Source organism: Neobacillus niacini (assembly GCF_031456445.1).
GTDB classification, from domain to species: Bacteria; Bacillota; Bacilli; order Bacillales; family Cytobacillaceae; genus Neobacillus; species Neobacillus niacini_I.
Genome location: NZ_JAVDUQ010000001.1, coordinates 270,225 through 295,556, shown reverse-complemented (window position 1 = coordinate 295,556; position 25,332 = coordinate 270,225). Strand labels below are relative to the sequence as shown.

Genomic DNA, 25,332 nt, shown 5'->3' with positions numbered 1-25,332 from the left:
CATGTGTGAAGGGAGTCTAGGGATGGATATATTAAAGAATATATTACGGAATGAATCCGAAAATCCAGACGGAGGGGAGCCTCAAAAAGAGGAGAAATCACCTTCCAATTTAATAGAAAAAATTCAGCAGCTTGGTCAGACCAATGTTCCTCAACTTTCATCAGATTCGAGGATCCATTGTTTAACGATTGTTGGGCAAATAGAAGGACATTTAGCATTGCCGCCGCAGAATAAAACAACTAAATATGAACATCTCATACCACAGTTAGTCGCAATTGAGCAGAATCCTAAAATTGAAGGGGTGCTTATTATTTTGAATACGGTTGGTGGGGATGTCGAAGCCGGTCTTGCCATTTCGGAAATGCTCGCAACCATTTCAAAACCGACTGTCTCTGTTGTATTAGGCGGGGGACATTCCATTGGTGTTCCCATTGCCGTTTCCTGTGATTATTCGTTTATTGTGGAAACGGCAACAATGACAATCCATCCAATCCGTTTAACTGGTCTTGTCATTGGCGTTCCGCAAACCTTTGAATATTTAGATAAAATGCAGGAGCGAGTGGTTAACTTTGTTACGAAGCATTCAAAAATTGCAGAGGATACCTTTAAAGACCTAATGTTTGCAAAGGGCAATCTGACCCGGGATATCGGGACAAATGTAATTGGTGCCGATGCGGTAAAATATGGTCTGATTGATGAAGTTGGCGGAATTGGCCCTGCGATGAAAAAGTTAAATGAGTTGATTGATTTACAGAAAGAAGAAAAAGAAGGGCTAATTCAATGATTCTTTATACGATGATGCCGCAGGAACTTATTTTTCCAAGTGAAACAGAAGCCTTTTCGAACCAGCAAATGATAACGTATCAAGGGGTTCCACTTTTAGTGGATGTTTCAGATCAGCAAAATGTTCAGGTAATCCGCTTACTTAGCAGCGATCCACAGCATTTTCTAGACGATCGATTTTGTCCGGGGGCAAAAATTTCTTTTACGAACACCGAAGGTTTGTCCGCATTCTAACAGGCATTATGGTATAATTAGGAGGAGAAGACAAGAGCAGCCATACTGGCTGCTTTCTTCCTTTTTACCCTTTAAATACTATTTCAAAATATTTTAAAGATACTTATAAATGATTTAGGTGATGAGATGGCGAAAAAAAAGAGAAGGCAAACAAAAAAAAGAGATAGTCAGTTAAAAAAGACTGTTCAATATGAATTAACAGCCTTAGCATTATTAGCTTTAGCCATTATTTCAATGGCGAAACTCGGAGCAGTTGGTAAAGCAACAGTCTTATTCTTCCGTTTTTGGATGGGCGAATGGTATATGCTCTGTTTAATTGGCTTGGTTGTGATGAGTGTATATTTGATGTGGAAGAGAACGGTGCCCTTTTTTTTCAATCTTAAATTAGTAGGCTCTTATTTTATTATTTCATCTATTCTCCTACTAAGCCATGTTACATTGTTTCGTTTACTTTCCAACGGTGGAAGATTTAAAAATCCGAGTGTAATAAATAACACTTGGGAATTGTTTATGATGGAAGTAAGGGGAGAAACCAGTACACATGATCTTGGCGGTGGGATGATTGGAGCCGTGTTATTTGCTTTATTCCATTTTCTATTTGCGGAGACAGGGACCCAAATTGTAGCTTTTATTTTTGTCTTGATTGGTTTTATTTTAATTACGGGAAAATCATTTGGAGACTTTATTGGAAAAATTATCATGGCGGTCTTTGCCTTTGCAAAAAGCCAATGGAATGCTTTTAAAGCAGATATGGCTGAGTGGAAACAAAAGCAAGAAGAGCGAAAAGCGGAAAGAAGAACCCAGCAGAGGGAGGCACGGGGAAATCGACGTTCTAGAGTCCAGACGGAAAACGCCATTCAGCCAGAGCAGGAGCAAGAAGAAATCAGAACGCCCGAACCAATCATTTCAAGTTTTGCTGATAGGGCCTATCAAGATGATGCCCAATCAGAAAATGAACAGCATGCGGGAATTCAGGAAAATGCAAATGGACCAACGGTGGAAGAAGATGATCAAAGCCCGCCGATTACGTTTACCGAAGTGGAAAATACAGCTTATGAGCTGCCACCGCTAAGATTGCTCCGGCTGCCGCGGAAAACAGACCAAAGTGGTGAATATGAATTAATCCATGCGAATGCGGCAAAGCTTGAGCGGACGTTTCAAAGTTTTGGGGTCAAAGCTCGTGTCACCCAAGTCCATCTGGGACCGGCGGTAACAAAGTATGAGGTCCACCCTGATGTAGGGGTTAAGGTAAGTAAAATCGTCAGCTTAAGTGATGATTTAGCCTTAGCGCTTGCTGCAAGAGATATCCGGATTGAGGCACCAATCCCCGGAAAATCAGCTATTGGCATTGAAGTCCCTAATTCAGAAGTAGCAATGGTTTCCCTAAGAGAGGTCCTTGAAGCAACGCAAAATGATAAGCCTGATGCTAAGCTATTAATAGGGTTAGGCAGGGATATAACAGGGGAAGCGGTTCTTGCAGAGCTAAACAAAATGCCGCATTTACTTGTTGCCGGTGCAACAGGAAGCGGAAAGAGTGTTTGTATCAATGGGATTATTACAAGTATTTTAATGCGGGCAAAGCCGCATGAAGTGAAATTAATGATGATCGATCCAAAAATGGTTGAATTAAATGTTTATAACGGAATCCCCCATTTATTAGCGCCGGTCGTAACGGATGCGAAAAAAGCGTCTCAGGCATTAAAAAAGGTTGTTAGTGAAATGGAAAGACGCTATGAATTGTTCTCCTATACTGGAACTAGAAATATAGAAGGGTATAACGAGCATGTGAAACGCCATAATCTCGAAACAGGTGAAAAACAGCCATTACTTCCCTATATTGTGGTGATTGTCGATGAGTTAGCGGATTTAATGATGGTCGCTTCATCAGATGTGGAAGACTCCATCACCAGATTAGCACAAATGGCTCGTGCCGCCGGGATTCACTTAATCATTGCGACACAGCGTCCATCTGTTGATGTCATTACAGGGGTTATTAAGGCAAATATTCCATCCAGAATTGCTTTTGCGGTTTCAAGTTCAACAGACTCGAGAACCATCCTTGATATGGGCGGGGCTGAAAAACTGCTGGGCAGAGGGGATATGCTGTTCCTCCCAGTGGGGGAATCGAAACCAATTAGGGTTCAGGGTGCCTTTCTCTCCGACGATGAGGTTGAGGACACAGTAAACTTTGTTATTGGTCAGCAAAAGGCACAATACCAAGAAGAGATGATTCCCGATGATATTCCAGAAGCCACAGGTGCTGTAGACGATGACTTATATGAAGATGCAGTTAATTTAATCATTGAAATGCAAACAGCCTCTGTTTCGATGCTGCAGCGAAGATTTAGAATAGGATATACGAGGGCAGCCCGGCTTATTGATGAAATGGAAGCACGCGGAGTCGTTGGACCATATGAAGGAAGCAAACCTCGTGCGGTTTTAGTGACAAGTAAACCAAATGAGGAGATTAGTTCCTAAATAAATTCAAAAAAGAGCCAATTTCTGGCTCTTTTTTCATATAATTTCATTTAAAAAACATATAATAATGAAGAAATGCCTCGGGTTCAAAAGTCCTATATAATATATTTGGAATAAGGATTATATCACATCTGCAGGGTCAAAACACTTAGATTTTCGACAAATTTCATCCTTTGTGTCTTTTTTCGACAAAATGAATAATTTCTATTTATTTATTACCGAAAAAATGTTATATTATTTTCGATTAGTAGGAATGATTATACATCAGATGTCTGATGTCTTAGGAAAAGGCTGGAGGAACCTGCATGTCTATTAGGTCAGATAATCGGCACTTGTATTTACAAGTTATCGATCGGTTAAAGCAAGATATTGAAGAAGGTATATATAAAGAAAAAGAAAAATTACCCTCGGAATTTGATCTTGCAAAACATCTAGGTGTAAGCAGGGCTACTCTTCGGGAGGCGCTTCGCATTCTCGAGGAGGAAAATGTGATCATAAGGCGCCACGGGGTGGGAACCTTTGTAAACTCGAAGCCGTTGTTTACTTCTGGGATTGAACAACTTAATAGTGTCACTGACATGATTAAGCAAGCGGAGATGATACCGGGCACGATATTCCTAAGTTCATCTACCCAAAGTCCTACCGAGGAAGATATTCGGCGTTTCTCATGTTCTATAAATGAGGAAATGGTTGTCATGGAACGGGTTAGAACTGCAAATGGAGAACCGGTTGTCTATTGTATTGACAAGGTACCAGAAATTATTTTGCCCGAAACTTTTTCTCACGGAAAAGAGTCAATCTTCAAGATATTAGAAGAAGAGGCGAACCGCAAAATTACATATGCAGTTGCTCAAATAGAACCAATTGGTTATCATGAGAAAATTTCCCCAATTCTAGAATGTGACCCTGAAACAGCATTGCTTGTATTAAAGCAGATGCATTTCGATGAAACGGATGAACCAGTACTTTTTTCGGTAAACTATTTTAAAGCAGATAAGTTTAGTTTTCGTGTGCTGCGGAAAAGATTTTAATTTTTTTTAAGCAATAATGAAAACGGAAACATTTCTGTTTTCTTCCATTTCTACTTAATCAAAACAATAATCTTTAGGGGGTCAATATCTTGAAAAAGCGTAAAATTGGAATGGCGCTATCACTAGTAATAGCTGCCGGTACTCTTTTAGGGGCATGCGGTAAAGCCAATGATACAGCGAATGATGGCGGCAAGAAAGAAAAAGCCTTTACTGTAGCAATGGTTACAGATGTCGGCGGTGTTGACGACAAATCATTTAACCAATCTGCTTGGAAAGGTCTTCAAGATTATGGTAAAGAAAATGGTTTGTCAAAGGGTAAAGATGGATTCGATTACCTTCAATCTACTTCTGATGCTGACTATTCAACCAACTTAAATACACTTGCACGTACCGGTTATGATTTAGTATTTGGTATTGGCTTCCTCATGCATAATGCTGTGGATGAAATTGCAAAACAACAACCTAAAAACAATTTTGCTATCATTGATGATGAAGTGAAAGAACCAAATGTTACGAGCGTGCTATTTAAAGAGCAAGAGGCTGCATTCCTTGCTGGTGTTGCAGCTGCTCTTCAGACAAAAACTAATAAAATCGGTTTTATCGGTGGTATGAAAATCCCTGTTATTGAACGTTTTCAGGCTGGATTCTTAGCAGGTGTTCAAGCTGCTAAACCTGAAGCAAAAGTTGATGTACAGTATTCAGGTGCATTTGATAAAGCAGAGCTTGGTCAAGCCATTGCTTCTAAAATGTATTCTTCTGGTGATGACGTAGTATTCCACGCTGCCGGTGCAACTGGTAACGGACTATTCAAGGAAGCTTCTGACCTTAAGAAGAAAGATCCTAACAAGGAAATCTGGGCCATTGGTGTAGACCAAGACCAAAGCTTTATGGGTCCTAATGTTGTGTTAACTTCTGCAATGAAACGCGTTGACCTTGCAGTGAAAGATATTGCTACAAAAGCGAAAGAAGGCAACTTCCCTGGTGGCCAAACAACTGTATACGGCTTACATGAGGATGGAGTTGGCCTAGCTCCGATTAACAGCAAAGCATCAAACAAAGCTGCAATTGAAAAAGCAGTAAAAGATTGGACAGATAAGATTAAATCTGGTGCTGTAAAGGTTCCTGGAACCCTTAAAGAATTAAAAACATTTAAAGCGAAATAATTTGCCACATAAAACAAAGCGGGTTTCATTTACCGGCCCGCTTATTTTTTTGAACCTTAAATGAAGCGTAGAATTCCTTATTCTACTTTTCAGTTAGGGTTTGACTTAGGGAAGAATTCCCTATTTTTTTATTAAAATAAAGGTCTGACCTCTTACTACTAATGTATAAATTTCAAAAACCTTTCAAAAGGAAGTGAGAAATGATGGAATATGTTATTGAAATGTTAAATATCCGCAAGGAATTTGGCAGCTTTGTCGCAAATGATAACATTACCCTTCAATTGAAAAAGGGAGAAATCCATGCTTTGCTGGGGGAAAACGGTGCAGGGAAAACTACATTAATGAACGTCCTTTTTGGTTTATACCAACCAGAGCAAGGTGAGATTCGGGTTCATGGAAAACCTGTAAAAATAGCAAATCCGAACATTGCCAATGACCTTGGAATTGGAATGGTGCATCAGCATTTTATGCTTGTTGATAAATTTACTGTTACAGAAAATATCATACTAGGAAAAGAAATTACAACCGCCGGTAGAATTGATCTGAAAAAAGCGGAAAAAGAAGTCCGTGATATCTCAGAACGATATGGCCTGGCCGTTGATCCACAGGCTAAGATTTCAGATATCAGCGTAGGCATGCAGCAACGTGTAGAAATTTTAAAAACACTCTATCGCGGTGCGGAAATATTAATTTTTGATGAACCTACAGCCGTTTTAACACCTCAGGAAATTCATGAATTGATTCAAATTATGAAAACGTTGATTAAAGAAGGTAAATCCATCATTATCATCACTCATAAATTAAAAGAAATCATGGAGGTTGCTGACCGCTGTACGGTTATTCGGAAAGGAAAAGGGATTGGCACAGTCAATGTCAGCGAGACCAACCCAAACGAACTGGCAAATTTAATGGTTGGCCGTGAAGTTGTGTTTAAAACGGAAAAGAAACCGCCAAATCCAAAACAAGATGTACTTGAGGTCAAGGACTTACTTGTAAAGGATTCACGCGGCGTAACAGTTGTAAATGGATTAGATTTAACGGTTCGTGCAGGTGAAATTGTTGGGATTGCCGGTGTGGATGGGAATGGTCAATCGGAATTTATTGAGGCCATTACCGGTTTAAGGAAGGCTGAAAGCGGCAGTGTGAAAGTAAACGGAAAAGAGCTTATTGGTCTTTCACCAAGAAAAGTAACAGAATCCGGGGTCGGTCATATTCCGCAAGACAGACATAAGCACGGATTAGTTCTGAACTATCCAATTGCAGAAAATATGGTGCTGCAAACTTATTACAAAAAACCATATTCAAAGAATGGAATTTTAAATTTTAAAGAGATCTATAACAAAGCAAGAAAATTAATTACAGAATTTGATGTTCGAACTCCTAGTGAATATGCTTTAGCACGTGCTTTATCCGGTGGTAACCAGCAGAAAGCAATTATCGGTCGTGAAGTTGACCGGAATCCGGATTTGCTAATTGCTGCACAGCCGACACGAGGTTTGGATGTTGGAGCAATCGAGTTTATTCACAAACGTTTGATTGAACAACGTGATAATGGGAAGGCAGTTTTACTTGTATCTTTTGAACTGGATGAAATTATGAATGTCAGTGACCGGATTGCGGTTATATATGAGGGGAAAATTGTTGCAGTGGTAAAGCCTAAAGAAACCACGGAACAAGAACTAGGATTGCTGATGGCCGGTTCGAATCGAAATGAAGCGGGGGAAGGAACACATGTCTAAACGCTTACGCAATATTTTAACACCCGTTATTGCTGTTATTTTAGGGGTTATTGTTGGAACCATCATCATGTTAGCAAGTGGTTATGATCCTGTTGCCGCCTATGCAGCATTGTGGGACGGTGCTTTTGGTGATATTTACTATATTGGAGAGGTAATCAGACAAGTAACTCCATATATTTTAGCGGGTCTGGCTGTTGCCTTTGCCTTTAGAGTCGGGCTATTTAATATCGGTGTTGAAGGTCAATTTATTGTTGGATGGCTTGCCGCTGTATGGGTAGGGGTAACCTTCGATTTACCAAAAATCATTCATTTACCGTTAGCGATCATCGCAGCAATGGTTGCCGGCGGGCTTTGGGCATTTATCCCAGGGCTATTAAAAGCACGTTTCCGTGTGCATGAAGTAATTGTTACCATTATGATGAACTATATTGCTTTGCATACTGTTAACTACATTATAAATAATAAATTAAATCAAGGTTCATCGAAAACTGGAATGATTCATGACTCAGCGTCATTACGTTCTCCATGGCTGGAAGAAATAACGACTCATTCCACCATGCACTGGGGGATTGTTATTGCAATTATCTGTTGTATCATTATGTGGTTCCTATTAGAGAAAACAACCCGTGGTTATGAACTGCGTGCTGTTGGATTCAACCAAGATGCTGCACACTATGCGGGGATGAGTGTAAATAAAAATATTATCCTTTCCATGGTGATTTCCGGATGCTTCGCCGGAATAGCCGGTGCAATGGAAGGTTTGGGTACTTTCGGATATATGGCGGTTCAAGGCGGATTTACCGGTGTTGGCTTTAACGGGATTGCCGTGGCTTTATTAGGCGGCAACACAGCACTTGGAGTATTTTTCTCGGCACTTCTATTCGGTATTTTAAAAATCGGTGCTTTATCTATGCCGCTTGAAGCAGGGGTACCAAAGGAATTAGTGGATATCATTATTGCGTTGATCGTATTCTTTGTTGCTTCAAGTTATATCATAAGAATAGTTCTTGACCGATTCAGTAAGAAGGGGGTGAAGTAAGTGAGCTTAATGGAAATTTTGACAATTGTTATTCCTTCCACATTACTATGGGCGGCTCCACTTGTCTTCACTGCATTAGGCGGTGTATTCTCTGAACGTTCCGGTGTGGTTAATATCGGACTTGAAGGATTAATGGTCATTGGTGCTTTTTCAGCGGTTGTCTTTAACTTAACTTTTGCCGGTACTTTCGGTAATGCAACTCCGTGGATTTCATTATTGGTTGCAATGGCAGCTGGAGCCATTTTCTCTATTCTCCATGCCGTAGCGGCTATCACCTTCCGTGCGGACCATACGGTTTCCGGGGTGGCCATCAACCTGCTGGCAACAGGACTTACATTATTCCTTGTTAAGTTAATTTACAATAAAGGTGAAACGGACATTATTAAAGAAAGCTTTAGTAAAATTGATGTTCCAATTTTAAAGGATATTCCTGTAATTGGTAAAATATTTTTCCAAAATACGTATTGGACATCATTTGTAGCTATAATCGTTGCGATTATCGCATGGTATATTATCTATAAAACACCATTCGGACTGCGTCTTCGTTCAGTGGGTGAACACCCAATGGCTGCCGATACAATGGGAATTAACGTAACAAAAATGCGTTATTTAGGTGTTATTATTTCCGGGGCTCTTGGCGGAATTGGCGGTGGCGTCTATGCGGAATCCATTTCCTCAAACTTCAGCCATTCCACTATTAGCGGCCAAGGTTTTATGGCCCTGGCAGCCATGATTTTTGGTAAATGGCATCCGCTGGGTGCAATGGGAGCGGCATTATTCTTTGGTTTTGCCCAAAGTATCAGTATCATCGGATCAAGTTTACCATTCTTGAAAAATATTCCGGATGTATACTTGTTAATTGCCCCATATGTATTAACAATTTTAGCACTAGCGGGCTTTATCGGCCGTGCCGAAGCACCAAAAGCAGATGGGGTGCATTATATAAAAGGCAGTCGATAAGATTTCTACCCTTGGACCATAAGTCCAAGGGTTTTCTAGGTTTGAAACTTGTGTGAGCCTACGTGGCAAATTATAGTAAAAGTATACGTCTGTTTAACTAAGGAAAAGATAAAATAACTGCATGAATTTTTACATATGGTTAAATAAGGGATTTTTTAATTTGAAGGAGGTATGCAAATGGCTGCTGCTGCGGAAAAAATGACAGAAATGCAAGGATACAAGCTTCATGTCATCGAAACAGATAAATATAAAACAAATACCTTTATATGGAAAATGAAAGCGCCATTATCACAAGAGGACGTAACAAAAAGGGCGTTGCTTCCTCATGTTTTGCAAAGCAGTTCGACAAAATTTTCATCTACTACGGCACTACGTTCTTATTTAGATGAATTATATGGAGCCACCCTGTTTGTGGATTTATCAAAAAAGGGTGAAAATCATGTCGTAAGTTTCACCATAGAAATAGCCAATGAAAAATTTTTAAGTGACCCCAGTCCTTTATTGAAAAAGGGTTTTGAGCTTTTGGCGGAAATTTTAACGAAACCAAATGCATCGGATCATGCGTTTGATTCCGAGACAATGGAAAAAGAAAAGCGAACATTAAAGCAGCGAATTCAATCTGTTTATGATGATAAAATGCGCTACTCCAATGTCCGTTTAATTGAAGAAATGTGCAAAGGGGAACTGTATGCTCTCGATGTAAACGGGAACTTAGAGGATGTTGATAAAATCACACCTGAAACATTATATGAATTTTATCAAAAAGCATTTTCTGAAGATGAAATGGATTTATATGTGATTGGTGATGTAAAAGAGGAAGAAGTAAAAAAAATCGCCGATGAATTGCTCAAATTTGAAACGCGAACACCAAAAAAACTAGAACCAGCAGATCAAAAGAAGATTGAGCAAGTAAATGAAGTGAAAGAAAAGCAGGATGTAAAGCAAGGAAAATTAAATATCGGCTATCGCACCAATATTCGCTATGGAGACCCTGATTATTTTGCACTGCAAGTCTTTAATGGGATTTTCGGTGGTTTTTCCCACTCTAAACTTTTTATTAACGTAAGGGAAAAAGCCAGCCTTGCCTACTATGCCGCAAGTCGTTTGGAAAGCCATAAAGGATTGATGATTGTTGTTTCGGGGATTGATTTAAAAAATTATGATCAAGCAGTGGGAATTATCCATGAACAAATGGAAGCGATGAAAAAGGGCGATTTCTCAGACGAGGAATTAACCCAGACGAAAGCCGTAATTCAAAACCAAATGTTGGAAACGATTGATACTTCAAGGGGCCTAATTGAAGTTTTATATCAAAATGTTGTAGCCGATACCGATATTCTTTTAAATACCTGGCTTGAAGAAATGCAAAAAGTAACAAAGGAAGAAATCGTAGATGTTGCAGAAAAAATTCAACTTGATACGATTTATTTCTTAACTGGAACGGAGGCGGGCCAATAATGGAAAAACTTAAGTTTGACCAGCTCCAAGAAGAACTTTTTCACGAACAAATGGACAATGGGCTTCAAGTCTATATTTTGCCGAAAAAGGGCTTTAATAAAACCTATGCTACCTTTACGACTAAATATGGTTCTGTTGATAATTGCTTTGTTCCGCTTGGGAAAGATGAGTATGTCAAGGTACCTGATGGGATTGCCCACTTTTTAGAGCATAAGTTATTTGAAAAAGAAGATGGTGATGTTTTCCAGCAATTTAGCCGCCAAGGTGCATCTGCCAATGCCTTTACTTCGTTTACTAGAACTGCCTATTTGTTTTCCAGTACATCTGATGTAGAAAAAAATCTGGAAACCTTAATAGATTTTGTACAGGAACCATATTTTTCGGAAAAAACAGTAGAAAAGGAAAAAGGAATCATCGGACAGGAAATTACGATGTACGACGATAACCCTGACTGGCGTCTTTATTTTGGCTTAATCGAAAATTTATATCAAAACCATCCCGTTAAAATTGATATTGCCGGTACGATTGAGTCAATTTCCCATATTACTAAGGATTGGCTTTATGAATGTTACAATACCTTTTACCATCCGAGCAATATGCTTTTGTTTATTGTCGGTCCGGTTGACCCGAAAGCGATTATGGACCAAGTAAGAGCAAACCAGGCGAAAAAACCGTTTAAAGATCAGCCAGAAATTAAACGTAAATTTGACGAAGAGCCATCTCCGGCAGCGGAAAAGAAACAAGTGCTTGAAATGAACGTCCAAACGCCTAAATGCTTAGTCGGCATCAAAGCTCTCCATGTGGATCAAAAAGGTGATGAGCTGTTAAAAAATGAATTAATCACGAATATCCTGCTTGATTTGTTATTCGGCAAGAGCTCAGACAACTTTGATCAGCTCTATAAAGAGGGACTGATTGACGACTCATTTTCTTATGATTATACACAAGAACAAGGATTTGGGTTTGCCATGGTCGGCGGAGATACAAGAGATGCCAATCAGCTTGCAGAAAGACTTGAAAAAATGCTGCTGGATGCTAAAAATGGCAGAATCTTTACGGAAGTGCAACTGGAGCGGACGAAAAAGAAGAAAATCGGTTCGTTTTTACGGGCAGTCAACTCTCCTGAATATATTGCCAATCAATTTACAAGGTATGCGTTTAATGATATGAATTTATTTGATGTTGTTCCTACGCTTGAAAAGATTAGCTTAAACGATGTACAACAATTGGCATCTGAAATCATATCAGAAGAGCGATTTTCTGTATGTCAGGTGATTCCGAAGAAAAATTAGTGAAGGAAAGCGTCGTGATACGGCGCTTTTTAGCTGTGTTAAAGGTCAATGTTGATCGGAGCGGAACTCATCAGGTTAGCTTAGCACAGCCTATTTTATAAATAGAAAGAGTGGGAAAATTGAAAAAATACGCACTCATTACAGGGGCAAGTGGAGGAATCGGACAGGCGATAGCTTTAACTTTAGCAGCCAAAGGCTATCAATTATATTTACATTACAATCGAAACGAACAAGCGATAACCGATTTAATGGAAAAGTTGAAACGATATGGCGGGGAGTATTTACCTATTCATGCTGACCTTTCTGATTCGCATGGATACAAACGGGTTTGTTCGCAAATTTTTTCACTAGATGCCATCATTCATTGCAGCGGGAACAGTCATTATGGTCTGCTGGTAGATTTATCGCAGGAAGATGCGGCAGCGCTGATGAATGTACATGTTCTAAATCCATTAATGATGACAAAAGAATTATTGCCGAAATTATATAGTAAGGGGTCAGGGAGTATCGTGGTCATCACTTCGATTTGGGGACAAACCGGTGCTGCCTGCGAAGTTGCCTATTCTACTGCAAAGGGCGCTCAAATAGCCTTTGTAAAAGCGTTAAGCAAGGAAGTAGCCCTTAATGGCATCCGTGTAAATGCTATTGCTCCAGGAGCAGTTGCAACGTCAATGATGGAAGGTTTTACAAAGGAAGAAATGGAATCCATTCATGAAGAAATCCCAATGGGAAGGCTTGGAATACCTGAAGAAATTGCAAAGGGTACGGCTTTTTTAGTATCGGAAGAATCATCGTATATAACCGGACAAGTTCTTGCCATAAACGGCGGATGGTACACTTAAAAATTAATTTCTAAAATGAATAAATCCCTCCGGAAAGTCACAAAATATCTTTGTACTATTCTAAAGGAGGGTTTTAAGATGTCTGTTTTAGATAACTGGAAACAGTGGGAAGATTTTTTAGCTGATCGTCTTCATCATGCACAAAATGAGGGAATGAGTGAGGGTGCTGTCAACAATCTGGCATTTCAAATTGGTGATTATTTAGCAAACCAGGTAGAGCCAAAAAATGAGCAGCAAAGAGTTCTCTCAGATCTTTGGTCCGTTGCGGATAAGCAAGAACAACAGGCAATTGCCAATATGATGATTAAACTAATTTCAAATAATGGTGTTCGTTAAGAGAGAGGCTGGCCCTCTCTTTTTTTTGTCTATATTTTCTCCTAGAATTAAGGTCATTCTCCTTGTTTTTTCTTTCATCTTCAATCAAAATCATTTATTATAAGGTTTAGATATCGGAATGTGAAAAATTGTCGAATGACTCACGTGTATACTGAGGAGGTTTTTTATTGTGGAGAAAAAAGAATGGTATTTAGAATATGAGATTCAAAAAAACCGTCCCGGTTTGTTAGGCGACATTTCATCGCTATTAGGTATGCTTGCTATTAATATTGTAACGATTAATGGTGTAGATGAAGGAAGACGGGGTCTTTTAATTAAAGCAAAAGATGATGATCAAATTAAACGATTAGAGTCAATTCTCAATACAATGGATACAATAAAATTAATCAAGCTTAGGGAACCAAAGCTGCGTGATCGTCTTGCCGTCAGACATGGACGCTATATTCAACGGGACGCGGATGATAAAAAAACATTCCGCTTTGTAAGGGATGAACTTGGATTATTAGTTGATTTTATGGCAGAATTGTTTAAGCAGGAGGGCCATAAGTTAATAGGGATTCGCGGGATGCCTCGTGTTGGTAAAACAGAATCTCTTGTTGCAGCAAGTGTTTGTGCGAATAAAAGATGGCTGTTTGTTTCTTCTACTCTTTTAAAACAAACCATCCGAAATCAGCTGATTCAAGATGAGTACAATGAAAATAATTTATATATTTTGGATGGAATCGTCTCAACAAAACGCGCAAGTGAACGCCATTGGCAGCTTGTCCGTGAGATTATGCGGATGCCTTCCGTAAAAGTGATTGAACATCCTGACGTTTTCGTTCAAAATTCAGAGTACACGCTAGATGATTTTGATTACATTATCGAATTAAGAAATGACGCAGACGAAGAGATTACATACGAGGTAGTTGAACAAAATAGCTTACTCTCCGGCTCTGATTTTGGAGATTTTGATTTTTGAAAATTGGAAGGTGTTAAAAGTTGACTGAATTAGGTAATCGACTAAAAGAAGCCCGATTAGCCAAAAACTTAAGTTTGGACGATGTACAGTCCTTAACTAAAATCCAAAAGCGTTACTTAATAGGTATTGAAGAAGGAAATTACTCTATTATGCCGGGAAATTTTTATGCCCGTGCATTTATCAAGCAGTACGCAGAGGCACTTCAGCTAAATCCCGATGAAATTTTTGAGACATATAAAAGTGATATACCTATTACCCATAATGAAGAAATAACCGATCAATTATCCAGAGTAAAAAGCCGAAAAACGATTTCAGAAGGAAATTCGAAATTTTTTGATGTCCTCCCGAAAATACTAATTGGTGTTTTTGTCATTGGGGTGGCAGGGTTAGTCTATTATTTACTTTTAAGTCATGCAAGCAGTAATTCGAATAATTCCATTAATAAAGTAAATGACCAAGCGAAACTTGAAAAGTCACAAAATCTTGAAGAAGTAAAAGCAACAGAAACTAAAAGTTCAACAACGTCTAAAGTTAAAATCAACACAAATAAAAGTAAGAACAGCGCGGATTCTTCTGGTGAAACCGCTCCGAAGCAGGATTTAAAAGTTGTTCAAAGCAGCGGTCCAAATACCACATTTAAATTAACCAATACCGATAAGTTTAAAGTGAAATTGGTTTCAAAGGGTCAAACATGGGTGAATATTAAGAATGGCAAGGGCTATTCTTTCTTCCAGGGGATGCTAACGACAGATGGAACGGTTAGCAAAACAGTAGATTTATCGAAAGAAAGCCAAGCGGTTCTTGTTGTAGGAAAAACCTTGGATACGGACATCTATGTAAATGGCCAAAAGCTTGAGTATGCAGTAGCACCGAGTAAAATGGTTACTCAAAGAATTACGATACAATATGTTCCTAAGAACAAATAGTCATCGTATTGATGACTATTTTTCGGTTTTTAATTTACAAAATAAATTGAAATAATAATAATCTGTCTTTTTGATTGTGTTCTTGTTTTTAATTAGGAGGAAATTTTAATGAATATACCAAATAGGATAACGGTATCGAGAATCTTATTAATTCCATTATTCTTGGTCATTATGCTTGTCCCTTTTAAATGGGGAAATTTACATTTGCTTGGAGTGGACTTGCCTGTAACCCACTTTGTAGGAGCTCTCATCTTTATTATTGCTTCTACAACTGACTGGGTGGACGGATATTACGCCCGCAAATATAATCTTGTGACAAATATGGGGAAATTTCTTGATCCCCTTGCCGATAAATTGCTCGTTTCTGCAGCCCTAATTGTTTTAGTAGAACTAGGGTATGCTGCGTCATGGATTGTCATTATCATCATTAGCAGGGAGTTTGCGGTTACAGGACTACGCCTTCTGCTTGCCGGTGAAGGTGAGGTTGTTGCCGCTAATATGCTTGGAAAAATTAAAACCTGGACGCAAATTATCGCGATTTCTGCGCTTCTTTTACATAATATCTTTTTTGAAATGTTCTCTTTCCCATTTGCTGATATTGCCTTATGGGTAGCATTGATTTTTACCATCTGGTCCGGCTGGGATTATTTTGCGAAGAACAGCCATGTGTTAAAAAATTCTAAATAATGGGAAGTGATAGATTGTGAATGCAGAAATCATTGCGGTTGGGTCGGAGCTGTTACTTGGACAAATTGTGAATACAAATGCACGGTTTATCTCCCAGCATTTAGCCGGTGCAGGCATTAATGTCTATTATCATACCGTTGTCGGTGATAATCCGGACCGTTTAAAAGCAGCTATCGAGGTTGCCGAAAACCGATCTGATTTGATTATTTTTACAGGCGGTCTTGGACCGACGAAGGATGATTTGACGAAAGAAACGATTGCAAAGCATATCGGGAAGGATTTAATTTTCGACGAAAAGGCTTTAGAGTCGATTGTAGCCTATTTTAAAAAAACAAATCGGCAGATGACGGAAAATAATCGGAAACAAGCACTTGTATTAGAAGGGTCTCACGTTTTGACCAATGATCATGGGATGGCGCCTGGAATGGTGCTTGAGAGTTTGGGGCATGTTTACATGCTTTTGCCGGGACCTCCGAAGGAAATGGAACCGATGTTCATTGAGTATGGTCTTTCAGCGCTGTCATTACAAGTTAAGAGCAATGAAAAGATAGTTTCACGAGTGCTCCGCTTTTTCGGGATTGGAGAAGCGGCATTGGAAACCGAAATTATTGATCTAATTGATGCGCAAAGCAATCCAACGATTGCCCCGTTAGCGGGCGATGGTGAGGTAACCTTAAGGCTGACTGCAAAGCATCAGGACTTTGACACAGCTATTAAAATGCTAGATGAAGTTGAGCAAAAGATTAGTGCTCGTGCCGGACAATTTTTATATGGCTACAACAATACATCGCTTGTCGAAGAATTAAGTAAAGTTTTAAAAGAAAAGAATTTTACGATTGGGGCTGCGGAAAGTCTCACTGGCGGAATGTTTCAGAAGGAGTTAACCTCCATCCCCGGTGCAAGTTCCATTTTAAAAGGCGGCGTTGTTTGCTATACAAATGAAGTAAAACACCAGGTGTTAAAGGTGAAACAGGAAACGATTGACGGCTATGGAGTTGTTAGCGAGCAATGTGCATTGGAATTAGCTGAAAATATTTCAAGTCTTGTGGGAACGGATATTGGCATCAGTTTTACCGGTGTTGCCGGGCCGGATGAACAGGAAGGAAAGCCGGTTGGTACGGTTTATATTGGAATGGCTATTAAAGGACGACCAACTGTTGTGGAAAAAGTCATCCTCGCTGGTTCAAGGGAAGCGAACCGGACCCGCGCGGTGAAATTTGGGTGTTATTATTTACTAAAACATTTGAAAGAGTTACAGAATGCTTAGGCGTGTTCTGTGATTCTTTTTTTGTTTTGATGGTGGTTTAGATTGGGGGATGTGGAGTGGGGAATAAAGAGTTGGAAGTGGAAAATAAAACAGGGAAAGTGGAAAGTATTTTATAAAAATCGGAAAATAAAATACCCCAATTGGAAAATAAAATAGCTCAAGTGGAAAATAAATAGTGACAACTGGAAAGTATAGCACTCTAACTGGAAAATAAAATGAAGTAAGTGGAAAGTACAATCAAACGCCAAAATATTAAAATGTAATTATCAGATAATAAATGAATTCCTTTATTTGCTCTGGACAAATTTATATAAAAGATCCATTTATCCGAAGGATTTACCTGTTTTTACATATTAGATTCCTCACAAATCAGTCGAATGAATGTTCGTTTTTTTACTCGACAAATAGTCTAAAAGAGGTTATATTATTAATAGGTTTTAAATGATAGATTTTGGATATAATCTTATTTTTTTATATATGAGGAGGAACGATTTAGTGAGTGATCGTAAAGCAGCTTTAGAAATGGCTCTAAAGCAAATAGAGAAGCAATTTGGTAAAGGCTCAATCATGAAAATGGGTGAGCAAACAGAAACAAGGATTTCAACAGTGCCAAGTGGATCATTAGCACTTGATACTGCTCTTGGAGTTGGGGGATATCCAAGAGGACGTATTATCGAAATATATGGACCGGAAAGCTCAGGTAAAACCACAGTAGCATTACATGCAATTGCAGAAGTGCAAGCAAAAGGCGGCCAAGCAGCATTTATCGACGCCGAGCACGCGCTTGATCCAACTTATGCCCAAAAGCTTGGTGTAAACATTGATGAGTTATTATTATCGCAGCCAGACACAGGAGAACAAGCACTTGAAATTGCTGAAGCACTTGTTCGAAGCGGTGCAGTCGATATTATCGTAATCGACTCTGTAGCAGCATTAGTTCCAAAAGCTGAGATTGAGGGTGAGATGGGTGATGCTCACGTAGGTTTGCAAGCACGTTTAATGTCTCAAGCCCTTCGTAAGCTATCTGGTGCAATCAATAAATCAAAAACAATTGCCGTCTTTATTAACCAAATTCGTGAAAAAGTTGGGGTCATGTTCGGAAACCCCGAGACGACACCTGGAGGACGCGCGTTGAAGTTCTATTCGACTATCCGCCTTGAAGTCCGTCGTGCAGAAGCCTTAAAGCAAGGCAATGACATTGTCGGAAATAAAACAAAAATTAAAGTGGTCAAAAATAAAGTGGCACCTCCATTCCGTACAGCAGAAGTGGATATTATGTATGGTGAAGGGATTTCTAAAGAGGGTGAGATCATCGATCTTGGCTCAGAGTTAGATATCGTTCAAAAGAGCGGATCTTGGTATTCTTATAACGACGAAAGACTTGGCCAAGGACGTGAAAACGCGAAACTATTCTTAAAAGAAAACCCTGAAATTCGCTTGGAAATCCAACAAAAAATTCGTGACCATTACGGATTAGATGGAGATAAGACGGTCACTGAGACAGACGAATCAGATCAAATTGAACTAATCGACTAATCAAAAAGAGCAAATCCGGACATCGGCTTTGCTCTTTTTTGAAAAAGTGTATTTTTATACATAAACCCGAATGTTTATTCACTTCTAAATTCAAGCGAAGTTTGTAAATCTTTGAACAAATTCAAAATATTTCAAACGGCTGTCACTATCTACCCTTGACAATAAATTTGCGCACATTTACAATTAACATGTATATTTTACATTTTTGGAAATATTACATTGAAAAGCCATGGTGCTTGCTGTATGTTGAGTCTAAACAATGTACATGCCGACACTTAAAAATGTAACAAAAGTTCATAGCAAGAGGAGGTGTAACGATGGAACCAATTACACTCATCTCCATTTTGCTTGGCCTTATCGTCGGTGCCGTTGTTGGCTATTTTATTCGTAAATCCTCTGCCGAAACAAAAATTGCAGGAGCAAAGAGTGCTGCAGAGCAAATCCTTGATGATGCAAAGCGTGATGCTGATGCATTGAAAAAAGAGGCATTGCTCGAGGCGAAGGATGAAATTCACAAGCTTCGTACTGAAGCTGAACGTGAGGTTCGTGAACGAAGAAATGAACTGCAAAAACAAGAAAACCGTTTACTGCAAAGAGAAGAGAATTTAGATCGAAAAGATGAATCGTTAAATAAGCGTGAAACTCTTTTAGAAAAGAAGGATGATTCTCTAAACCAAAGACAACAGCATATTGAAGAGATGGAAAGCAAAGTGGACGAGTTGGTTAGAACACAACAAAGTGAACTCGAACGAATTTCGAGCTTGACGCGCGAAGAAGCAAAAGCGATTATATTAGATCGTGTTGAGCAGGAACTTTCTCATGATACAGCCATTATGATCAAGGAAAGTGAAAATCGAGCGAAAGAAGACGCCGACAAGAAAGCAAAGGAAATTTTATCGCTGGCAATCCAGCGTTGCGCTGCTGACCATGTTGCGGAAACAACTGTCTCTGTCGTCAACCTGCCGAATGATGAAATGAAGGGGCGTATTATCGGCCGTGAGGGACGTAATATCCGTACTCTTGAAACATTGACAGGGATTGATTTAATTATCGATGATACGCCAGAAGCTGTCATTTTATCAGGATTTGACCCAATTCGTCGTGAAACTGCACGACTTGCACTGGAAAAACTAGTCCAAGATGGTCGGATCCATCCTGCACGTATTGAGGAAATGGTAGAAAAATCTCGTCGGGAAGTAGATGAGTATATTCGTGAGGTTGGAGAACAAACGACATTTGAAGTCGGTGTTCACGGACTACATCCGGATCTTATCAAAATCCTTGGCCGTTTGAAATTCCGCACAAGCTACGGGCAAAATGTTCTTAAACACTCGATGGAGGTTGCACAGCTTTCAGGGCTGCTTGCAGCTGAACTTGGAGAAGATGAAACATTGGCACGCCGTGCAGGATTACTTCACGATATCGGAAAAGCGATTGACCATGAAGTGGAAGGAAGCCATGTTGAAATCGGGGTTGAACTTGCTACGAAGTATAAAGAACACCCTGTTGTCATTAACAGTATTGCTTCTCACCATGGGGATACAGAACCAACATCCATTATCGCTGTACTTGTGGCAGCTGCTGATGCATTATCTGCAGCTAGACCTGGCGCACGTAGTGAGACTCTTGAAAACTATATCCGCCGACTAGAAAAGCTCGAAGAAATTTCCGAGTCCTATGAAGGCGTTGAAAAGTCATTTGCTATTCAAGCTGGTCGTGAAGTTCGAATCATTGTTAGACCAGATGCAATCGATGATTTGGCTGCACATCGCTTAGCACGGGATATTCGTAAGCGGATTGAAGAAGAACTTGATTACCCAGGACATATTAAAGTGACAGTTATCCGTGAAACACGGGCTGTAGAATACGCAAAATAAAGCGGTGCATTCGCACCGCTTTATTTTTTGCCCTAGATTAAAGGAACAAATATTGTGATACAATTTAAGCATAGAAGATATTTTTTTAGAGAAAGGGTAAAAAAATGAATATATTATTTATCGGCGATGTTGTTGGGTCGCCAGGCCGTGACATGATCAAAGAATATTTACCTAAATTAAAAGAGAAATTCCGCCCTAATTTTACGATTATCAATGGGGAGAATGCTGCTTCAGGAAAAGGAATCACTGAAAAGATTTACCGTGAATTTTTAAGCTCCGGCGCACAAGCAATCACGCTTGGGAATCATGCTTGGGATAATAAAGAAATCTTTGAATTTATCGATAAAGCCAAAAATATGGTTCGTCCTGCAAATTTTCCGGAAGGGACTCCTGGTCAAGGAATTGCTTTTTTTAAGGTGAATGAGGTTGAAGTTGCGGTAATTAATTTACAAGGGCGTACCTTTATGGCTCCCTTAGACTGCCCTTTTAGAAAAGCAGATGAATTGGTGGAAATCGCCCGTACTCGAACCCCATTCATTTTTGTTGATTTTCATGCGGAAGTAACAAGTGAAAAACAAGCGATGGGATGGTATCTTGACGGCAGAGTCTCAGCTGTTGTTGGGACTCATACACATGTTCAAACAGCTGATAATCGCATTTTGCCGGGGGGGACAGGTTATCTAACAGATGTTGGGATGACTGGTCCTTACGATGGGATTCTCGGTGTAGAAAGAGAGGCAGTTCTTAAGAGGTTTCTAACGAGCCTCCCGGTCCGCTTCGAGGTGCCAAAAACAGGGCGTACACAGCTAAGTGCAGTAATGATAGAATTGGACCGAAAAACTGGTCAATGCAAAAAAATGGAGCGAATTTTAATAAATGATGAACATCCATGGTATTCCTAAACCTTCCTTTTTGGAGGGTTTTTCTCATTTTAAATTGAACTTTTTTTGTCCAAGCCGGAATATGTCTTTTGCCGCCCGAATATAGTAGCAGTGGAGTATTATATATACCTGATTGGTTCATGAACTGCTCATGCGGGATCGGGATTAAACAAGGAGGAGCTAGGAATGGAAATATTAAAAGTTTCAGCAAAGTCTAATCCTAATTCTGTAGCTGGTGCGCTTGCCGGAGTTCTTCGTGAAAGAGGCGCAGCGGAGATACAGGCAATTGGTGCGGGTGCATTAAATCAAGCCGTTAAGGCAGTAGCGATCGCTCGAGGATTTGTAGCACCTAGCGGAGTTGATCTGATTTGCATCCCTGCGTTTACCGATATTTTAATAGACGGGGAAGAACGCACAGCTATAAAGCTCATTGTTGAGCCGAGATAAACAAAGTAAAAAGTTTTAAGCATAGGGAATATGAATATCTATGCTTTTACCTGCCGGTTTTTAAACCGAGCAGGTATTTTTGTGCAAAATTTCCAATGAAAATATTATTCTGGTATATATGAAAGAATCGTAGGGTAAGAATTACGACGATGGAAAAACTGCAGAGCGACAGCATGTTTCAGCGTTTTTTAGTTATCAATTTAATTCAGTAAAACATTACTAAAATTGGCAAGTTTTTAATAATAAAAAAATATTCATATTTTAGTCAATATTTTTATTCAAAGGGTTGCAATTTTTAGTTCATAGGTCTATTATTGTAAGCGTTTAGTACGTATCTAATTAAAATACTTTTTGACTTTAAAGTGTAAAAGTCTAGTGGTTTACTTGGAAAAGTGCTATACTATTAGATGATTAGTTTACTTATTTTTTACATATCCAAAGGGGTGTAAGTCATGATCAATCAACTTTCATGGAAAGTTGGAGGACAACAAGGGGAAGGTATTGAAAGTACTGGAGAAATCTTTGCAATTGCATTGAATCGTCTGGGGTATTACTTGTATGGTTATCGTCACTTTTCTTCACGTATTAAAGGTGGTCATACAAACAACAAGATCAGAGTAAGCACTACAGATGTTCGTTCGATTTCTGATGATCTTGATATTCTTGTCGCATTTGACCAAGAAACTATTGATGTTAACTACAAAGAGCTTACTAGCAGCGGGGTAATTCTTGCAGATGCAAAGTTTAATCCAAAAAAACCGGAAGATACAGAAAGCTCATTGTATGCGGTTCCATTTACGGAAATTGCTACTGAATTAGGTACTTCTTTAATGAAAAACATGGTGGCAATTGGTGCTACATCAGCAGTCTTAGATTTAGACATCCATGTTTTTGAAGAAGTAGTTCGTGAAATTTTTGGTAAAAAAGGCGAGCAAGTAGTTGCGAAGAACATGGATGCAATCAAAGCCGGCTTTGAGTATATGAAGGAAAAAATGGATGCTAGTGTTCCAACTATGGAACTTGAAAAAGCTGATGGCAAAAAACGGATGTACATGATCGGAAACGATGCAATTGCTTTAGGAGCACTTGCCGGTGGATGTCGTTTTATGGCAGCTTATCCAATTACTCCTGCTTCAGATATTATGGAATATTTAATTAAAAAATTACCTGCTCTTGGCGGATCAGTTATTCAAACTGAAGATGAAATTGCTGCATGTACAATGACAATTGGTGCTAACTACGGCGGCGTTCGTGCCCTTACTGCATCTTCTGGTCCTGGGTTATCATTGAAGATGGAAGCAATTGGGCTTGCAGGTATTACTGAAACTCCAATAGTTATTGTTGATACACAGCGTGGGGGTCCTTCAACAGGATTACCAACTAAGCAAGAACAATCAGATTTAATGGCGATGATTTACGGTACACATGGGGAAATTCCAAAAATTGTTATAGCTCCAAGTACAGTTGAAGAGGCTTTCTATGATACTGCAGAAGCATTTAACCTTGCTGAAGAGTATCAGTGCCCTGTTATCTTATTATCTGACCTTCAATTATCATTAGGTAAGCAAACAGTAGAACCACTGGATGCTTCTAAAGTTGAAATTAGACGTGGTAAATTGGTAACAGATGAACTTCCTGAAATTGAAAATAAAGGTTATTTCAAGCGTTATGAAGTAACAGAAGATGGTGTATCACCGCGTTCAATTCCAGGAATGAAAAATGGTATTCACCACGTAACAGGTGTTGAACACGCTGAAACTGGCAAACCATCTGAATCAGCAACAAATCGTATTGCACAAATGGATAAACGTTTCCGTAAGGTTGAAAATATTCGTTTTGATACACCAGTTTATAAAAATGCACCACATGAAGAGGCAGATGTTTTAGTTGTTGGTTTTAACTCAACTCGAGGAGCAATTGAAGAAGCAATGGGCCGCTTGGCTATTGACGGCATGAAAGTGAACCATGCACAAGTGCGTTTAATCCATCCGTTCCCATCGGACGAAATTCTTCCGCTTATTCGTTCTGCGAAAAAAGTGTTGGTTGTTGAAAATAACGCAACTGGTCAGCTTGCAAATATTATGAAAATGAATATTGGTCATGCTGAAAAAATTACAAAGTTTGTTAAATATGATGGAAATCCGTTTTTACCACATGAAGTTTATTCAAAATGTAAGGAGTTGTTCTAAGTGGCCACTTTTAAAGACTTTAGAAATGATGTAAAACCGAACTGGTGCCCTGGCTGTGGCGACTTCTCTGTACAAGCTGCAATGCAACGTGCAGCTGCAAATGTTGGTTTAGAACCTGAAAATCTTGCCGTTATTTCAGGGATTGGCTGTTCAGGTCGTATCTCTGGTTATATTAATGCTTATGGATTCCACGGTATCCATGGACGTTCCCTTCCGATTGCTCAAGGGGTTAAAATGGCAAACCGCGATTTAACTGTAATTGCTTCCGGTGGTGACGGTGATGGATATGCGATCGGTATGGCACATACAATTCATGCTATTCGCCGTAATTTAGACGTTACCTACATCGTTATGGATAACCAAATTTATGGTTTAACAAAAGGTCAAACATCACCACGTTCTGCTGAAGGCTTTAAAACAAAGTCCACTCCAGGCGGATCCATTGAACAAGCAATTTCTCCAATGGAAATGGCTTTAACAGTTGGTGGTACTTTTGTGGCACAAAGCTTCTCAACTGATTTAAAAGACTTAACAGCTTTAATTGAAGCTGGTATTAAACATAAAGGATTCTCTTTAATTAACGTTTTCAGTCCTTGTGTTACTTACAATAAAGTAAACACATATGACTGGTTTAAAGAAAACCTAACTAAGTTAAGTGACATTGAAGGATATGATCCTTCCAACCGCGAAATTGCAATGCAAACATTAATGAAGCATAATGGTCTTGTAACTGGCCTTATTTACCAAAACAATGAGCGTCGTTCATATCAAGAATTACTTAAAGGCTACTCTGAGGAACCTTTAGTAAATGCTGATCTTAACCTTGATCAAGCACACTTTGATAAGCTAGCAGCAGAGTTTATGTAATACTATTTAAAAAAACCCGTGGTTACGATACCATGGGTTTTTTTGCGAGCCTATGAAATTCCAAATAGTTCCTTTCAAGGTTTAATCCAAAGCTGCTTGGTCTACACTTTATGTATAACGTGAGGAATGTCACATATTTTATTGAGAAAATAAGCTACAATTAGCCATTGTGCGGTGAATTCTACATAGGTATATTTGTTATTTCCCGACTATTTTGTCACTGAAGTATTGACAGGGATTTTCTATTGTTTTCATTCTTATAAACCTTTATACTATAATAATGTGCAGATGACATGCACTCTTTCCAAACTACAAAGCAATGGTGAAAATTGGAAAAAT

Annotated in this window: 22 protein-coding genes; all 22 read left to right on the top strand. The window is 39.2% G+C overall.

Annotation, left to right across the window (positions count from 1 at the left end):
• The first annotated feature begins 22 nt into the window (after nt 1-22).
• The 22 genes from J2Y67_RS01485 (at nt 23) to J2Y67_RS01380 (ending at nt 24,993) form a co-directional block, all read left to right on the top strand.
• Nucleotides 23-784 carry a ClpP family protease gene (locus J2Y67_RS01485; protein ID WP_310169795.1) on the top strand — a complete coding sequence of 254 codons (762 nt, stop codon included), beginning with the start codon at nt 23-25 and terminating at the stop codon, nt 782-784.
• Nucleotides 781-1,017 carry a YlzJ-like family protein gene (locus tag J2Y67_RS01480; RefSeq protein WP_310169794.1) on the top strand — a complete coding sequence of 79 codons (237 nt, stop codon included), beginning with the start codon at nt 781-783 and terminating at the stop codon, nt 1,015-1,017. Before J2Y67_RS01485 ends, J2Y67_RS01480 begins: the two co-directional genes overlap by 4 nt.
• Nucleotides 1,018-1,143: 126 nt before the next feature.
• Nucleotides 1,144-3,495, top strand: coding sequence for an FtsK/SpoIIIE family DNA translocase (locus tag J2Y67_RS01475; protein ID WP_310169792.1), 2,352 nt, complete (start codon nt 1,144-1,146; stop codon nt 3,493-3,495).
• Nucleotides 3,496-3,800: 305 nt separating this feature from the next.
• A complete protein-coding gene (locus J2Y67_RS01470) occupies nt 3,801-4,526 on the top strand; it encodes a GntR family transcriptional regulator (protein WP_310169789.1) in 726 nt (241 codons plus the stop codon).
• 89 nt (nt 4,527-4,615) lie between these two features.
• Complete coding sequence (locus J2Y67_RS01465) at nt 4,616-5,689, top strand: BMP family lipoprotein (protein WP_310169787.1); 1,074 nt, start codon at nt 4,616-4,618, stop codon at nt 5,687-5,689.
• A gap of 203 nt (nt 5,690-5,892) precedes the next feature.
• A complete protein-coding gene (locus J2Y67_RS01460; protein WP_310170243.1) occupies nt 5,893-7,428 on the top strand; it encodes an ABC transporter ATP-binding protein in 1,536 nt (511 codons plus the stop codon).
• A complete protein-coding gene (locus tag J2Y67_RS01455) occupies nt 7,421-8,467 on the top strand; it encodes an ABC transporter permease (protein ID WP_310169785.1) in 1,047 nt (348 codons plus the stop codon). Before J2Y67_RS01460 ends, J2Y67_RS01455 begins: the two co-directional genes overlap by 8 nt.
• A 9-nt stretch (nt 8,468-8,476) precedes the next feature.
• Complete coding sequence (locus tag J2Y67_RS01450; protein WP_396954028.1) at nt 8,477-9,427, top strand: ABC transporter permease; 951 nt, start codon at nt 8,477-8,479, stop codon at nt 9,425-9,427.
• Nucleotides 9,428-9,604: 177 nt separating this feature from the next.
• On the top strand, nt 9,605-10,885 hold the full coding sequence (gene yfmF, locus J2Y67_RS01445; protein WP_310169781.1) for an EF-P 5-aminopentanol modification-associated protein YfmF: 1,281 nt from the start codon (nt 9,605-9,607) through the stop codon (nt 10,883-10,885).
• Nucleotides 10,885-12,177: an EF-P 5-aminopentanol modification-associated protein YfmH gene (gene yfmH / locus J2Y67_RS01440; RefSeq protein ID WP_310169779.1), complete on the top strand. Its 1,293-nt coding sequence runs from the start codon at nt 10,885-10,887 to the stop codon at nt 12,175-12,177. The genes yfmF and yfmH overlap by 1 nt, the downstream gene beginning before the upstream one ends.
• A gap of 119 nt (nt 12,178-12,296) precedes the next feature.
• Nucleotides 12,297-13,019 carry an elongation factor P 5-aminopentanone reductase gene (ymfI, locus tag J2Y67_RS01435; protein ID WP_310169777.1) on the top strand — a complete coding sequence of 241 codons (723 nt, stop codon included), beginning with the start codon at nt 12,297-12,299 and terminating at the stop codon, nt 13,017-13,019.
• Nucleotides 13,020-13,097: 78 nt separating this feature from the next.
• The gene (locus J2Y67_RS01430) at nt 13,098-13,355 is read left to right on the top strand and encodes a DUF3243 domain-containing protein (protein WP_310169775.1); all 258 of its coding nucleotides are present in this window, start codon (nt 13,098-13,100) and stop codon (nt 13,353-13,355) included.
• Between the two features lie 169 nt (nt 13,356-13,524).
• Nucleotides 13,525-14,316 carry a DUF3388 domain-containing protein gene (locus J2Y67_RS01425; RefSeq protein ID WP_310169773.1) on the top strand — a complete coding sequence of 264 codons (792 nt, stop codon included), beginning with the start codon at nt 13,525-13,527 and terminating at the stop codon, nt 14,314-14,316.
• Nucleotides 14,317-14,336: 20 nt separating this feature from the next.
• Complete coding sequence (locus J2Y67_RS01420) at nt 14,337-15,242, top strand: helix-turn-helix domain-containing protein (RefSeq protein ID WP_310169771.1); 906 nt, start codon at nt 14,337-14,339, stop codon at nt 15,240-15,242.
• Nucleotides 15,243-15,350: 108 nt separating this feature from the next.
• Entirely contained in the window at nt 15,351-15,929 is a 579-nt protein-coding gene (gene pgsA / locus J2Y67_RS01415; protein ID WP_310169770.1) for a CDP-diacylglycerol--glycerol-3-phosphate 3-phosphatidyltransferase, read from the top strand.
• A 16-nt stretch (nt 15,930-15,945) separates the two neighbouring features.
• Nucleotides 15,946-17,196: a competence/damage-inducible protein A gene (locus J2Y67_RS01410; protein ID WP_310169768.1), complete on the top strand. Its 1,251-nt coding sequence runs from the start codon at nt 15,946-15,948 to the stop codon at nt 17,194-17,196.
• Between the two features lie 495 nt (nt 17,197-17,691).
• Nucleotides 17,692-18,732 carry a recombinase RecA gene (recA, locus tag J2Y67_RS01405; RefSeq protein ID WP_310169766.1) on the top strand — a complete coding sequence of 347 codons (1,041 nt, stop codon included), beginning with the start codon at nt 17,692-17,694 and terminating at the stop codon, nt 18,730-18,732.
• A 317-nt stretch (nt 18,733-19,049) separates the two neighbouring features.
• Nucleotides 19,050-20,609: a ribonuclease Y gene (gene rny, locus J2Y67_RS01400; protein ID WP_026574920.1), complete on the top strand. Its 1,560-nt coding sequence runs from the start codon at nt 19,050-19,052 to the stop codon at nt 20,607-20,609.
• 104 nt (nt 20,610-20,713) lie between these two features.
• Nucleotides 20,714-21,511, top strand: a complete 798-nt coding sequence (locus J2Y67_RS01395; protein ID WP_310169763.1) for a TIGR00282 family metallophosphoesterase — start codon at nt 20,714-20,716, stop codon at nt 21,509-21,511.
• Nucleotides 21,512-21,676: 165 nt separating this feature from the next.
• Nucleotides 21,677-21,937 carry a stage V sporulation protein SpoVS gene (gene spoVS, locus J2Y67_RS01390; RefSeq protein WP_003211281.1) on the top strand — a complete coding sequence of 87 codons (261 nt, stop codon included), beginning with the start codon at nt 21,677-21,679 and terminating at the stop codon, nt 21,935-21,937.
• A gap of 452 nt (nt 21,938-22,389) precedes the next feature.
• The gene (locus J2Y67_RS01385; RefSeq protein WP_310169762.1) at nt 22,390-24,126 is read left to right on the top strand and encodes a 2-oxoacid:acceptor oxidoreductase subunit alpha; all 1,737 of its coding nucleotides are present in this window, start codon (nt 22,390-22,392) and stop codon (nt 24,124-24,126) included.
• Entirely contained in the window at nt 24,127-24,993 is an 867-nt protein-coding gene (locus J2Y67_RS01380) for a 2-oxoacid:ferredoxin oxidoreductase subunit beta (protein ID WP_310169761.1), read from the top strand.
• The last annotated feature ends 339 nt before the right edge of the window (nt 24,994-25,332 follow it).